The organism is Pseudomonas mendocina, assembly GCA_037482215.1.
GTDB classification, from domain to species: domain Bacteria; phylum Pseudomonadota; class Gammaproteobacteria; order Pseudomonadales; family Pseudomonadaceae; genus Aquipseudomonas; species Aquipseudomonas mendocina_E.
In genome coordinates, this window is record CP148074.1 from 3,012,308 (window position 1) to 3,027,525 (window position 15,218).

Below are 15,218 nucleotides of genomic sequence, written 5' to 3' on the forward strand. Positions count from 1 at the left end.
TTGACCGCAACCTCCTCAAAGCAGCGCGTTATCTTTAGCACATTGCGCTGAACGAAACACCATCCTTACGAGGGGCTGGCAAATGGAGTTCAAGGCGTTATGATCGGCCTCATTGCGACACCGATATAATAATAAGCCATGGAGTGACACCCCTTGCCTCTACCAGCTTCACAGCGCTGGCTGCACAGGCATGCCCCTACATTAGTAGGGTTAGCCTTGATTATTGCCATGAGCATCAGCCTGGCATGGCAGAGTGTCGACTGGATGCGGCTGATCCAGTCCAAACCTGCGTCTGCGCCCACGGCAGCTAATGCCGCGCATGACAACACCCTAGACCCGCAGCTGAACAAACTCTTCGGCAAAAGCGCCGCGACTCAACAGGGCCCGGCGCCCAGCACCAACTTAAATCTGACGCTGCTTGGCAGCTTCGTGCACCCTGATTCGCAACAATCCAGCGCTATTATTCTCAATGGTGCAACCGCGCAACGTTACCGCGTCGGCGATGAAATCAGCAGCGGTGTAACCCTGCACTCTGTATCCACCAACCAGGTTGAACTGATGCGCAACGGACGGCGCGAGAGTCTCAGTTTTCCGGTTTCAAAATCGAGTTCATTTGCCGTGACAGACATGGCCACTGAGCCTCAGGCAGCAGAAGAAAACCTGACACCTGAGCAGCTTGAAGTGCTTGAGTCCGATGATTTGAAGCAATTGCGCGAACGCATGCGCGAACTCCAACAGCAAATGCAGGGAACCGACAGTGCCGCGGAACCTGCTGCCAACAGTGAATCTGACACGGAAAGCCAGTGAACCGATGACTCCGACTCTCTCGCGAATTACCTCTGCCCTGCTGCTTGCCGGCCTAGTTTTCAGCCCCTTACCAGCGCTTGCGGCCCCCACAGGCATTACGCCCAGCAACAGTCAGCAAGAGGAAAGCTGGACGATCAACCTCAAAGGCGCTGATATCAGGGAGTTTGTCGACCAGGTTGCCCAGATCAGCGGACAGACCTTCGTAGTCGACCCCAGGGTGAAAGGTCAAGTCAGTGTTGTGTCAAACAGCCCACTGAATTTGACTGAGGTCTATCAGCTGTTCCTTTCGGTCATGGCCACTCACGGTTTTACCGTGATCACCCAAGGGGATCAGGCCCGGATCGTGCCCAACGCTGAAGCTAAAGCGGAGGCCGACAGCGGTCGCGCTGCGCCTGATCGCCTGGAAACCCGCCTAATTCAGGTCCAGCAATCTTCTGCCGCTGAATTGATTCCGTTAATCCGACCACTGGTACCTCAATATGGCCACTTGGCTGCAATCACCAGTGCTAACGCGATCATCATCAGCGACCGCAGCGCGAATATTCAGCGCATCGAAGACCTGATCCGCCAGCTGGATCAAAAAGGCCAGAACGACTACAGCGTCATGAACCTGCAACATGCCTGGGTTATGGATACCGCTGAAGTACTGCGTAACTCCATCGATCGAGGCCAGACCAAAGGCGCGTCCGGCACTCAGGTAATTGCTGACGGGCGGACCAATCGTTTGATTATTCTCGGCCCACCCGCCGCACGAACCAAACTGATCAATCTTGCCCATTCCCTCGATACGCCCACCAGCCGCTCAGCCAACACACGAGTCATCCGACTGCGTCACAGCGATGCTAAAAGTCTCGCTGAAACCCTGGGCGAACTGTCTGAGAAGCTCAAGCCAGAAGGCAGCGGCGAAGCCGGGACCGGTAAACCGCAAAACCTGCTCATTCGCGCAGACGAAAGCCTCAATGCCTTGGTTCTGCTTGCAGAGCCCGACGTGGTCGCGACACTCGAAGATATTGTACGACAGCTGGATGTGCCCCGCGCCCAGGTGATGGTCGAAGCCGCAATCGTTGAAGTCTCCGGCGACATTTCTGATGCCGTTGGGGTGCAATGGGCAATCGATGCAAGAGGCAGCACTGGGGGCTTGGGTGGTACAAACTTTAGCGGTACCGGCCTCTCTGTCGGCAAAGTGTTGCAAGCGTTTCTCGACAAGAGCGAAGGCTCCGATAACAGTGCCATCGGCAACTTGCCAGATGGTGCAATTATAGGTGTGGGTACTGATAAGTTCGGCATGCTCATTACTGCCCTATCGGCTAACAGTAAGAGCAACCTGTTATCAACACCAAGCCTACTGACTCTGGACCACCAAAAGGCTGAAATCCTGGTGGGTCAGAACGTTCCTTTCCAAACAGGATCGTTCACCACCAATTCATCGGGTGCAGATAATCCATTCACCACAATTGAGCGCCAGGATATTGGTGTAACGCTCAAAGTTACGCCGCATATTAATGACGGTGCCTCGTTACGCTTGGAGATCGAACAGGAAATTTCATCCATCGCCCCTACTACACAAGGCATATCAGCTGTCGACTTAATCACCAACAAGCGCTCAATTAAGAGCACCATCCTCGCCGAGGACGGCCAGGTCATCGTGCTCGGCGGACTGATTCAGGATGACGTCACCCAAGCAGACTCCAAGGTGCCACTATTGGGCGATATCCCCTTTTTGGGCCGTCTGTTCCGCTCCAGCAAAGAAACACGTGTTAAGCGTAACTTGATGGTATTCCTACGCCCTACCGTGGTTCGTGACGCGGCAGGCCTGGCTGCATTGTCAGGCAAGAAGTACAGCGATATACGTGTCTTGGGTGACGGTCGTGAAGACTACAAACCGGGCATTCTGCCCCGCGACCCAACACTGCTGTTCGACAAGTCGGATAAAGCTAGCACCATTGATCTGCGTTAAACGAGGTGCAGTTATCAAGGCTCCGCCTATGCAGGGCCTTTTTATCTGCACTTTTCGGTAATAACTTTTTATCCGACTCTGTCTTCTTTCTATAGAAACAACTAGCGGCCCTTAACAAGGGTCTCTAGTTGTAATCTACACGCTTTAAAGCAGAACCAATGGAAAATGACTCGGTGAAGACAAACTCACTGGCACGCCAGTGAGTTTGCAGCGGATCAGATGGCGGCCAGACCACGGGCCAGATCGGCCTGCAAATCGGCGACATCCTCCAGCCCAACGGCAACGCGAATCAGGCTGTCGCTGATTCCCGCATTGGCGCGCTCAGCAGGGCTGAGACGACCGTGGGAAGTGGTCGCAGGATGGGCAATGGTGGTCTTGGTATCACCCAAGTTGGTGGTGATGGAGATCACTCGGGTTGCATCAATAAAACGCCAAGCAGCCTCTTTACCACCTTTAACTTCAAAGCTGACCACAGCCCCGAATGCACGCTGCTGACGCTTAGCCAGCTCATGTTGCGGGTGGCTGGTCAGGCCCGCGTAATACACCCGTTCAATCCCCGGCTGCTGCTCAAGCCACTGAGCCAGCTGCAAAGCGCTCTGACAGTGCGCCTGCATACGGATACGCAGGGTTTCCAGCCCTTTCAAGAAAAGCCAAGCATTGAACGGGCTCAACGTCGGGCCTGCAGTACGCAGAAAACCAACCACCTCTTTCATCAGCTCTGCACGACCGGCCACAACTCCGCCCATGCTACGGCCCTGGCCGTCGATATATTTGGTGGCGGAGTGAATCACAACGTCCGCGCCCAGGGTCAACGGCTGCTGTAATGCAGGAGTGCAGAAACAGTTGTCTACCGCCAGTAGTGCGCCCTTGGCATGAGCCAACTCAGCCAGAGCGGCAATATCCACAAGCTCAGCCAGCGGGTTGGACGGCGACTCGACGAACAACAGCTTGGTGTTCGGCTTAAAAGCAGTAGCCCAAGCATCGAGATCAGCCAACGGCACGTAGTCGACTTCAACCCCAAAACGCTTGAAGTACTTTTCAAACAGGCTAATGGTCGAGCCAAACACGCTGCGTGAAACCAGCACATGGTCACCCGCACTGCACAGGCTCATAACCACAGACATAATTGCAGCCATCCCGGAGGATGTCGCCACTGCCTGTTCTGCCTGCTCCAACGCCGCCATGCGCTCTTCGAAAGCACGCACAGTCGGGTTGGTGTAACGCGAATACACATTGCCCGGTACATCACCGGCAAAACGCGCCGCCGCATCGGCAGCCGTACGGAACACATAGCTGGAGGTCAGGAACAGCGCCTCACTGTGCTCGCCCTCAGGCGAACGTTGCTGACCGGCACGGACCGCCAGGGTATCGAAACTCACGCCATCCAGATCACTGTCCAGACGCCCGGCATCCCATTCAATCGTCATTGCACCCTCTCAGCGGCCCGGCAATCGAGCCGCGCTTCCATTAGTTGTTGTGCAGATCAATGATCTCGCTGACGGACTGCACACTCGACTTAGTGGCGTCATTGCGCGCTTGCTCAATCTTGTTCAGATAGGCTTCATCCACGTCGCCGGTGACATACTTGCCATCAAATACAGCACAGTCGAAGTTCTCAATCTTCACTTTGCCGCCGCCCACTGCATCGATCAGATCCGGCAGGTCCTGATACACCAGCCAATCGGCACCGATCAACTCTGCCACTTCTTCAGTGGTACGGTTATGGGCGATCAACTCGTGCACGCTTGGCATGTCGATACCGTACACGTTCGGGTAACGAACGGCTGGCGCTGCCGAACAGAAATACACGTTCTTAGCACCCGCTTCACGGGCCATCTGAATGATTTGTTTGCAGGTGGTACCGCGCACAATCGAGTCATCGACTAGCATCACGTTCTTGCCACGGAACTCTAGCTCAATCGCATTGAGCTTCTGGCGCACGGATTTTTTACGTGCGGCCTGCCCCGGCATGATGAAGGTACGGCCGATATAGCGGTTCTTCACAAAGCCTTCGCGGAACTTAACGCCAAGATGGTTGGCTAGCTCCAACGCAGAGGTTCGGCTGGTATCAGGAATTGGGATGACCACGTCGATATCGTGATCCGGGCGCTCGCGGCGAATTTTCTCAGCCAGTTTCTCGCCCATGCGCAGACGAGCCTTATAAACCGAGACACCGTCCATGATCGAGTCTGGGCGCGCCAGGTAAACATGCTCAAAGATGCAAGGGGCATATTTCGGATTTTGCGAACACTGACGGGTGAACAACTCGCCTTCTTCAGTGATGTATACAGCCTCGCCCGGTGCCAAGTCGCGAATCAGGGTGAAGCCCAATACATCCAGGGATACGCTTTCCGAAGCGATCATGTATTCAACGCCATCATCAGTGTGACGCTGGCCGAAAACGATCGGGCGGATACCGTTAGGGTCGCGGAAGCCAACAATGCCATACCCGGTAATCATTGCCACCACAGCGTAACCGCCTACACAGCGCTCATGCACGCTGGAGACCGCGGCAAAAATATCGTCAGCAGTCGGGTGCAGTTTGCCGCGCACCGCCAGCTCGTGGGCAAACACGTTGAGCAGCACTTCCGAATCGGAATTCGTGTTCACATGGCGCAGGTCAGATTCGTAGATCTCTTTGGCCAACTGCTCAACATTGGTCAAGTTACCGTTGTGCGCCAAGGTGATGCCATAAGGCGAGTTGACGTAAAACGGTTGAGCCTCAGCCGAGCTGGAGCTACCAGCGGTCGGATAACGCACATGACCGATACCGACGTTACCAACCAAGCGCTGCATATGGCGCTGTTGGAACACATCACGTACCAGACCATTATCCTTACGCAGGAAAAGACGTCCGTTGTGACTGGTGACAATACCGGCAGCGTCCTGGCCGCGGTGCTGGAGGACAGTCAGACCGTCATACAGCGCCTGATTGACGTTTGATTTACCGACAATACCGACAATGCCGCACATGTGACGCAACCCCTACTTAATGAAACACGTGAATCTCAATGCACTGCGGCCGTTATGGCTGCAATACCTCTTTGAACGGTAACTCCACTGGCGCCGTAACACCACTGGCAAGCCACTGACTGGACAACCCCAAAATCAAATTCTTGGACCAATCAGCCACCATCAGAAAATGTGGCAACAGAGTCGACTGTTGCCACCACAGATCCTCTTGCACCGGTGCCAGGCTCAACAGGCCCACCAGTACGACCACTAATAAGCCGCCACGGGCCGCGCCGAAGACCATGCCCAGAAATCGATCAGTGCCAGACAAGCCAGTGACACGGATTAGCTCACCGATCAGATAACTGATCAGCGCGCCAACTAAAAGTGTGACGACGAAAAGAATGGCGCAAGCAGCAATAACCCGCGCAGATGGCGTTTCGATATAAGCCGCGAGATGCCCGGCAAGCGCCCCGCCAAACATCCAGGCCACAACGCCTGCAACTATCCAGTTAAGCAGGGATAAGGCCTCTTTAACGAAACCTCTGCTCAAACTGATCAAACTTGAAATGACGACAATGGCGATGATCGCCCAATCGACCCAGGTGAAAGCCACGATGCTGATTACCTACGGGAAAGGCGCAGTATTTTAACAGAGCCACAGGGCAGGCGTAAGCAAAGGATTGATATCAGCCGCAATCGCTGATCAGAAAATGACAAAGCCCGGTAAAACCGGGCCTTTAATCAACGACTTTCTGGCTGAAAGCGCACCAAGAAACCGCTTACTTTGTGCTTGCGGTTTAACTGATCGCGCATTCTCTCAGCCTCAGCACGATCAATTACGGGGCCGACAAACACACGATTCATGCCATCAAAAGAGCGTACGTACGCGTTATAGCCTTGGCCACGCAGGGTGTTTTGTAGCTTGTTGGCGCCCTCGGCACTGGACAAGCTGGCCACCTGAATCGACCAACTGATCGGCAGACTGTTGGCATCCAGACGACTCTGTGGCTGAGCTACAGGGGCGGTTACAACAGGTTTTTCGACAACAGCAGGCTTGGCGGGTGCAGGTGCAGGTGCAGGTGCAGGTGCAGGTGCAGGTGCAGGATTGCTCACGACAGGCTCGGGCACAACAGGCTCCGCCTGCTGCACGACCAGCTCCTCTGGCACAAGCTGCGGTTCGGGAACAGCAACCGGCTCGGGCTCAATCTCTACAATTTGAGGCGTTTCGGGCATTTCAGGTGCATTCACCTCGACGACTCTCGGCTCGTCCTGGCGTGAAAGCAGCATGGGCAGCAAAATGACTGCCAGCGCCAGCAAAACCAGCGCACCGACCATGCGCTGTTTCAATCCTTTATCCAGCAAAGCCATCCTGCACGTCCTCATCAGCCTGGTGGCTAAGCCACTCAAGGGCCTCGGCCACACAATAGAATGAACCAAACAGCAGCACCTCGTCACCGTCTGCTGCCTTTGTTAGCTGCGCTTCCAGCGCCGCTTTAACAGAATCAAACGCCTCTGCCTGCGCTCCTAGCCCCTGCAAACACTGCTGCAACTCAGCGGCCTCACGGGTGCGGGTGGTCGGCAGTGGTGCCACGGCCCAATGAGCGATCTCCCCAAGCAGCGGCGTAACCACTCCCTGAAGATCTTTATCAGACAGTAAAGCAAACACAGACAGACGCTTATGTGTCAATGGACGCGCTGCCAGACGCTGCGCCAAGTAGTTAGCCGCATGCGGATTGTGCCCGACATCCAGCAGCAACGTCAGCTTCTTGCCCTGCCAGGTGAGTGCGCGACGATCAAGGCGCCCGGTAACCCGGGCAGCGCACAATGCCGACATCGCAGTCTGCGGCTGCCAGGGCATATCCAGCAAGGCATAGACCTGAAGCGCCAGAGCAGCATTCTCCATCGGCAGGTCAAGCAGCGGGATCTGCTCCAAAACCAGTGACTCACCCTGCTGATTACAGCCCTGCCATGACCAATTGCCAGCCTTAACCTTCAGATTGAAGTCACGACCGCGCAAATAAAACGGCGCTTTGAGCAAATCAGACTGATCCAGAAGTGGCTGCGGCGGTTGCACATCACCACAAACCGCAGGCTTTCCGCAACGGAATATACCGGCTTTCTCGAATGCGACCGACTCTCGGGTATCACCCAGCCAGTCAGAATGATCAAGACCAATACTGGTCACCACAGCCACATCGGCGTCCAGCAGATTCACCGCATCCAAACGGCCACCGAGGCCCACCTCAAGAACCAGAGCATCCAGATCAGCCTGCTTAAACAACCAGAAGGCAGCCAGAGTCCCCATCTCGAAATAGGTCAGTGAAATATCACCGCGAGCCGCTTCAATTGCTTCAAATGCTTCACAAAGCTCAGCATCGGATGCCTCGACACCCGCGACCTGCACACGCTCGTTGTAACGCAGCAGGTGGGGGGAGTTATAGACACCGACCCGCAGGCCTTGGCTTGCCAGCAATGACGCAATAAAGGCGCAGGTAGAACCCTTGCCATTGGTCCCCGTGACCGTAACGACCCTCGGCGCCACAGCGCCGAGGTTTAGTCGATCCAGTACCGCACGGGAGCGTTCCAGCCCCATATCAATGGCGCTGGGGTGCAGCTGCTCAAGGTAGCTCAGCCACTCAGCAAGGGACCGCTTGCTCATGCAGATTCCGGTAGCGCCGCAGGAGACGGACGGCCCATGAACTGAGCCAGCAGGCGGGACAGACGCGGGCGCAGCTCAGCACGCGGAATAATCATGTCGATAGCACCGTGATCCAGCAGGAACTCACTGCGCTGGAAGCCTTCAGGCAGTTTCTCACGCACAGTCTGCTCAATAACGCGCGGACCGGCGAAGCCAATCAGGGCCTTCGGCTCAGCAACAATCACATCACCCAGCATCGCCAGACTGGCCGACACACCACCGTAAACCGGGTCAGTCAACACGGAAATAAACGGGATACCCTCTTCACGCAGACGCGCCAGCACCGCAGAGGTCTTGGCCATCTGCATCAGAGAGATCAGCGCTTCCTGCATACGAGCACCGCCCGAAGCAGAGAAGCACACCAGCGGGCAGCGCTGCTCCAGAGCCACATTGGCCGCACGGACAAAGCGCTCACCAACGATAGCGCCCATGGAGCCGCCCATGAATGAAAACTCGAAAGCGACCGTTACAATCGGCATACCTTCCAAGGTGCCACGAATGGCAACCAAAGCATCTTTCTCGCCGGTTTGTTTCTGGGCCGCAGTCAGGCGGTCTTTGTACTTTTTGCTATCACGGAACTTCAGACGATCAACTGGCTCCAGGTCGGCACCCAGCTCTTCACGACCGTCAACATCCAGGAAAATATCCAAGCGGGTCCGCGCATCAATGCGCATGTGATGGTTGCACTTGGGGCAGACATCCAGCGTCTTTTCCAGCTCGGGCTTGTACAGCACTGCGTCGCAAGACGGGCACTTGTGCCACAAACCTTCCGGAACCGAACTCTTTTTGACCTCGGAACGCATGATCGATGGGATCAGTTTATCTACCAACCAGTTGCTCATGCTCTTGACTCTCCAAGCTATTGACCGGACAGGCTGCGCCAACAGGGCTTTGCCCATCCAGATAAATTCATAAGTACAGCCACTTAAGGGGCCGGCTCAGGGTGACACCTAACCACTTACCCCTCACACGCCACCTTTACAGCTGCCCGCAGTGTTCCCATAACCTGCAATAGGTGTATGGACGGCCCAGCTGGCCGCATCGTCACATTCAGCCGCGCGCTTTTACGCTGTGCACTGCCTGCATAAAGGCCTGAATCTTTTCAGCATCCTTAATGCCCTTACCCTTCTCCACCCCACCACTGACATCAACGGCATAGGGTCGAACCTGTGCAATGGCGTCAGCGACATTGTCGGGCGTCAGCCCTCCAGCCAAAATTACAGATTTACTCAGCCCTTCAGGTACCAGTGACCAGTCAAACGCTTCACCCGTCCCCCCCGGTACCCCCTGCACAAAGGTGTCTAGCAAAATACCGCTGGCGTTGTTGTAACGAGCAACCTGAGCCGCAATATCGTCGCCCGCCTTCACCCGCAACGCCTTGATATAAGGGCGGTGATAACCCTCACACTCAGCCGGTGTTTCATCACCGTGAAATTGCAGTAAATCCAGCGGAACGGCATCCAGAATCTCGCCTAACTCGCAGCGGCTGGCGTTCACAAACAAACCCACCGTTGTTACAAACGGCGGCAAAGCACCAATGATCGCCCTAGCCTGCTGTACGCTAACCGCACGCGGGCTTTTAGCGTAAAACACAAAGCCGATGGCATCTGCACCAGCTTGCACAGCAGCCAGAGCGTCTTCTACGCGGGTAATTCCGCAAATTTTGCTTCGAACGACTGACAACAGGCAGACCTCAATCCATTCAATAATCGCCGGATGCTAACAAATAGCCTCTCAGGCGTCAGCCGCCACATCAGGCAATCCGGACAAGAAGTGTGGCCCCAAGTAACGCTGGGGAATCTCAAACTCTTCCGGGTAATCAACCTTAACCAAATACAGCCCATAGGGATGAGCCGTGACCCCACCGGCGCGACGCTCTCGGCGTTCGAGGACTTCATGCACCCATTCCACCGGACGTTCGCCCGCACCGACAGTCATCAGAACGCCTGCAATATTGCGCACCATATGATGCAGAAACGCATTGGCGCGAATATCCAGCACCAGTAAACGCCCGAATTCGATCAGCTCAAGGTGATGAATGGTTTTGACTGGCGACTTGGCCTGACATTGACTAGCCCGGAACGAACTGAAGTCATGTGTGCCAATCAACGTTTTGGCCGCCTCACGCATACGCGCCACATCAAGCGGGCGATGATTCCAAGTCACCTCTTCGGCAAGATGGGCAGGGCGAATCTGATCGTTATAAATCACATAACGATAACGTCTGGCCATGGCACTGAATCGCGCATCGAAATGAGCCGGCATCTCCTTGGCCCAGGTGACACTGATATCACCAGGTAGGTTCATATTGCCGCCCATAACCCATGCATGCAGAGGACGCGCAACCGTGGTCTCGAAATGGATGACCTGACCACAAGCATGCACCATGGCGTCAGTACGCCCCGCGCAACTGATGGTTATAGGAGAGCCACCGGCCACCTTGGTCAAAGCCTTCTCCAGCGCTCCCTGAACGGAAGGCACCCCAGCAGACTGCCGCTGAAAGCCACGGTACCGCGAGCCCTTATATTCAACGCCAAGCGCTATCTTAAAAACGCCAGCGGCAGCCGATTCGGCTGCCGCTGTAGTAACACCATCAGACATGTATCAGACCAATTTAGCGATCAGCTCACGGGCTTCCTGTTGCTGACCTTCATTACCTTCGTTGATGACTTCGTTGAGGATATCACGGGCTCCGTCAGCATCGCCCATATCAATATATGCACGTGCTAGATCAAGCTTTGTAGCGGACTCATCTGCACCCGAGAGGAAATCGAAGTCGTCGTCTGCATCCAGATCATCAAATGCAGGGAGTTCCGAACCGGTTTGATCAGCCTGCGCCAGATCCACACTGAGCCCATCCAACTCGGCACTGACCTTATCCAACTGAGCGGCAAAAGTATCGGCCGACGGCTGTGCAGCAGGCTCATCACTTTCAGCCAGATCAAACTCAGCAGCCAGATCAAAGTCATGCTCAAGTTTGTCTTGGGCTAATGCCTCGGTATCTGGCACTGGTGCAGCTGGAGCGGAAACAGGCTCTACTACGGGCTCGTCATCAAGGCTGAGCAGGAACTCATCATCCAAGCTTGCAGCCGTCGGCTGAGCGGGCTCCTCAAGATCCAAACTGAAGTCAGCTAGGTCATTTTCAAGCGTAGCGCCAGTATCGCGCTCGTCGCTCAGCCCCAAATCAAATTCTAAGGTATCCGCTGTAGCCAGTTCAGCACTCTGGATTTCATCAAACGATGCGGTGAACTCATCACTATCCAGAGAGAGCGCATCCAGATCAAGCTCAGCGTCAGCTGGAGCCTGTGCAGGGGCTTGCAACTCACGATCAAGCTCAGCCTCAAGATCATCCAAGCTCAGATCAAATGCATCATCCAGATCTGTAGGCATCGCCTGCACTGGAGCAGCCTCAACCTCCTGCGCGACCGAGGCTGCTGGCTCATCCAGCACCAAGTCATCCAGATTCAACTCATCAGCTTCTGCTTCTGGGGCTGCGGCCAACGCACCGCCAGCAATTGCTGCAGCAGCCATTGGTGCAACTGAGGGGTATTTGCTCTTGAGCTGATCAATATCAGACTGAGCTGCACCCAACGAGCGCAACGCTTCTTCCTGACTGGCAAAGGCGCTCTGCTCGCCCATTTCCGCATAGACTTCCATCAGTTTTAGGCGAAGATCAGTGCGTTGAGGCTCTTCCTTAATAGCCCCCTCAAGGAGCTCTGCCGCTTGCGGGAAACGGCCATAGGCGATGTAAATATCAGCCTCGCCAAGAACATCGGCGGTTTGTGCGGTAACCCGCTCATCGCTTGCAGACTCTGCCTGGGCGGTTTCAGCACTGTCATTCAGCCCTTCGAAACTATCGTCCGGCAGCTGCATGTCGGGATCAAGGTCATCGGGCTTGTCGCTATCAGCAGCGAGGTTTTGCTGCAACTCAGCTTCTTTCAGCGCATTGCGGCGCGAAACAATCATCAGCGCCAAGAGCAACGCCAACAGCGCAGCTCCACCGGCAAGGCCAAGCCACAACGGGTTGGCCAAAATACTGGCGAGAATATCGTCTTTCGGCGCAGTACTGTCGTCCGCATCAGCAACAGGTGCTGCCGGGGCAGCTGGAGCGGCCGGCGCCTCGACAACCGGCTCAGCACTAGCGGTCGGAGCAGCAGGTTCAGCGGCGGGCTCTTCTGCGTAGTTGTAATCTGTTTCGGCAGCTGGCTGAGTTTCTGCTACTTTCGGAGCTTCCGCCACTTCCTCAGCCGGAGCCTCGGTCACTACCGGTGCTGACGCGGCAACCGGAGCTTCAGCCGCTGGGGCAACGGCAGGCGCCGCAACAGGCGTCTCGGCTACAGTAGCTGGAGCCACAGCAGGCTCTTTTGGTGCAGCAAGGTCAGCTTGGAGCTTCGCCAGCTGGCTGTCTTTAAGCTCCATCAGGCGCTGTAGCTTGTCCAGCTGACTTTGCAAGTCTTCAAGACGGCTCTTGAGCTCTGCACTTTCCCGGCGGCTAGAGTCCAGGCTCTCTTGCGTAACGGCCAGCTTATCGGCCAATGCCTTGCTATCTGCCGACCCTGCCTCGCTACCAACAGCTGCCTTGCCAGTGTCTGCAGCAACCAGTTTCAGGCTGTCTGTCTGCTCAACTTTTGCAGGAGCTGGCTCAGCCGCAGTACGGCGAGTGGCATCCAATTGTCGGGCACTGGGAGCTGCTGCAATCCTGCGACCTTCACGCCACGCGTTGTTCTGCTCAGCCACTTGGGCAACCGCATCATTACGGGAACGACTGCGAATCTGCTCATCACTCGGCAAACGCAAAACCTGCCCGCTTTTCAACCGATTGATGTTTCCATCAATAAACGCCCCAGGATTCAGATCCTGAATCGCTAACATGACCTGATGCACGTTGCTGTTACCACGGGAGCTTCGGGCTATTTCCCATAAGGTATCGTGAGGCGTTGTCCGGTACTCACTGTCACTCAGCGCCCTCGTTGCTGGCTTGGCTTGGCTTGGCACGGCTGCGGGAGCAGCGGCACTGGGACGTGGGGCAGGATTTACGGCAACAGCAGGAAGTGGGGAGGATGTAACAGGGGCGGGCTGAATTCGAGGCGCGGGCGCAGAGGCCACTGGCATCTGGGTATTGGCAGGAATAACGCTTTGCGGGGTGTACAGCGGCGGATCCAATAACAGGGTGTATTCACGCAGCAAACGGCCGTTAGGCCATAGCACCTCCACCAAGAAGTTGAGGTATGGCTCGCGCATTGGCTTACTAGAAGTCACTAGAATCACGCTCTTGCCGTTAGGCTTCACAACAGAGGTGAACTTCAGGTCCGAAAGGAAGTACTGACGGTCAACGCCGGCCTTGCTGAAATCTTCCTGAGAGGCCAGCGCGGGCACGAGTTCATTGGACGAGAGGTCACGCGTCTCCAGCAACTCGATCTCTGCAAGCAGCGGCTGATTCAGAGCTGAGCGCAGTGTGACCTCCCCCAGTCCCAGAGCATGCGCCATACCGGATGACAGTGCCGAAGCAGCTGCTATTGCCAGCACAAGTTTGCGAACCCGAACCATAGCGTTATCCCTTGATTATCTTTTTATCTCAGCCTGCGAGAGTTAATTGAGCGTCGCTGAACTTCCACGCTTAACGTGCTCCCCCGTCCAGCAATGCTTCGAAGCAGTATTGCCAAGCTCGAAAGTTTCTTCAAATTTCTTGGTAAGTATCTTTTACAGATAGTGTTTTATCAATAATTCTGCTAGTTGCACAGCATTTAGCGCAGCGCCCTTACGCACATTATCAGACGTAATCCACAAATTCAGTTCAGAACGCTTGTCAAAACCAGAACGCACTCTTCCGACATAAATAGCGTCTTGACCAACTGCATCACCGACAGCAGTCGGGTAATCATCAGCGTCAACCAATTCAAGAGCAGGCGCGGCCTCTAGCGCTGCCAAGACCTGCTGAAGGTCTATATCACTTTCAGTTTGCAGAGAGACGCTGAGGCTATCACCAAAGAAAACCGGAACCTGAATACAGGTAATTGCTACATCCAACTCACGCAGACCAAGTAGCCCCTTCAAATCAGCGGCAATCTGTCGCTCGGTGGCACTATGCCCATCACTTTCAACTGACTCGGCCTGAGCCAGTACGTTGAATGCCATTTGCCGGTCAAACACATGGTTCTGCAAAGGACGTGCGTTCAACAACTCCGCGGTCTGCCGCGCTAGCTCACTAACGCCCTCTCGCCCTCGACTCGAAACCGCCATACAGGCTGTGACTGTCACCTGTTTGATGCTGATTGACTCAGGTAAAGCAGCGAGCGTGCAGCCAAGAGATATGCTGGCCGGGGTAGGACTTGCCAGCACATAAGGCGCACTCAGCTCATCCAGACACTGTGGATTGACTTCAGGCACAACCCTAGGAGCCTGTTCGGGCGCCAGGGCATTGCTCAAGTCGATGACCGAGCAACCCGCTGCACTGGCCTGGGCAGCGTAAGTACGGGTAATAGACTTGCCTGCAGCAAAAAAGACAATGCGCACGGTCGAAAAATCGAACGTCTGTACATCCTTGACGCGCAGGTTCCGACCTTTAAAGGCCACTGATTGACCGGCCGACTCTGCACTGGCGAGCAAATGCAGGTTTGCTAAGGGAAACTCCCGCTCTTCGAGGAGCTGTACAAGCGTTTCCCCCACACTGCCCGTGGCGCCGATCACGGCGATATCAAATGTCTTACTCATTGGTCTACGTCGCTAAGCAAATAGGTGCAGCACTGTATAGATCAGACAGGCAAATGCAAAGAAGCGGGCTACCAGACACCGACCTAAGTC

The 15,218-nt window shown here is 55.3% G+C and carries 12 protein-coding genes; 2 read left to right on the forward strand and 10 right to left on the reverse strand.

Annotated elements, in window-relative coordinates; all coding sequences use genetic code 11:
• Positions 1-228 precede the first annotated feature (228 nt).
• Entirely contained in the window at positions 229-807 is a 579-nt protein-coding gene (locus WG219_14010; GenBank protein WXL24436.1) for a type II secretion system protein N, read from the forward strand.
• Between the two features lie 4 nt (positions 808-811).
• Positions 812-2,764: a type II secretion system secretin GspD gene (gene gspD / locus WG219_14015; protein WXL24437.1), complete on the forward strand. Its 1,953-nt coding sequence runs from the start codon at positions 812-814 to the stop codon at positions 2,762-2,764.
• 215 nt (positions 2,765-2,979) lie between these two features.
• Here gspD and WG219_14020 read toward each other — a convergent pair whose 3' ends face one another.
• From WG219_14020 to WG219_14065, 10 genes are all read right to left on the reverse strand, one after another.
• Complete coding sequence (locus WG219_14020) at positions 2,980-4,191, reverse strand: O-succinylhomoserine sulfhydrylase (protein ID WXL24438.1); 1,212 nt, start codon at positions 4,189-4,191, stop codon at positions 2,980-2,982.
• Positions 4,192-4,231: 40 nt separating this feature from the next.
• Complete coding sequence (gene purF, locus WG219_14025) at positions 4,232-5,737, reverse strand: amidophosphoribosyltransferase (GenBank protein ID WXL24439.1); 1,506 nt, start codon at positions 5,735-5,737, stop codon at positions 4,232-4,234.
• A gap of 52 nt (positions 5,738-5,789) precedes the next feature.
• Positions 5,790-6,332 (reverse strand): CvpA family protein, encoded by a 543-nt coding sequence (locus WG219_14030; GenBank protein ID WXL24440.1) that lies wholly within the window; start codon positions 6,330-6,332, stop codon positions 5,790-5,792.
• 128 nt (positions 6,333-6,460) lie between these two features.
• Positions 6,461-7,087 (reverse strand): SPOR domain-containing protein, encoded by a 627-nt coding sequence (locus WG219_14035; protein ID WXL24441.1) that lies wholly within the window; start codon positions 7,085-7,087, stop codon positions 6,461-6,463.
• Positions 7,071-8,378, reverse strand: coding sequence for a bifunctional tetrahydrofolate synthase/dihydrofolate synthase (gene folC / locus WG219_14040; protein WXL24442.1), 1,308 nt, complete (start codon positions 8,376-8,378; stop codon positions 7,071-7,073). Before folC ends, WG219_14035 begins: the two co-directional genes overlap by 17 nt.
• The gene (gene accD, locus WG219_14045) at positions 8,375-9,259 is read right to left on the reverse strand and encodes an acetyl-CoA carboxylase, carboxyltransferase subunit beta (GenBank protein WXL24443.1); all 885 of its coding nucleotides are present in this window, start codon (positions 9,257-9,259) and stop codon (positions 8,375-8,377) included. The genes folC and accD overlap by 4 nt, the downstream gene beginning before the upstream one ends.
• 208 nt (positions 9,260-9,467) lie before the next feature.
• A complete protein-coding gene (locus tag WG219_14050; GenBank protein WXL24444.1) occupies positions 9,468-10,100 on the reverse strand; it encodes a phosphoribosylanthranilate isomerase in 633 nt (210 codons plus the stop codon).
• A gap of 51 nt (positions 10,101-10,151) precedes the next feature.
• The gene (gene truA, locus WG219_14055; GenBank protein WXL24445.1) at positions 10,152-11,018 is read right to left on the reverse strand and encodes a tRNA pseudouridine(38-40) synthase TruA; all 867 of its coding nucleotides are present in this window, start codon (positions 11,016-11,018) and stop codon (positions 10,152-10,154) included.
• A 3-nt stretch (positions 11,019-11,021) separates the two neighbouring features.
• Positions 11,022-13,964, reverse strand: a complete 2,943-nt coding sequence (locus tag WG219_14060; GenBank protein ID WXL24446.1) for a FimV/HubP family polar landmark protein — start codon at positions 13,962-13,964, stop codon at positions 11,022-11,024.
• 153 nt (positions 13,965-14,117) lie between these two features.
• The gene (locus WG219_14065) at positions 14,118-15,128 is read right to left on the reverse strand and encodes an aspartate-semialdehyde dehydrogenase (protein WXL24447.1); all 1,011 of its coding nucleotides are present in this window, start codon (positions 15,126-15,128) and stop codon (positions 14,118-14,120) included.
• Positions 15,129-15,218 lie beyond the last annotated feature (90 nt).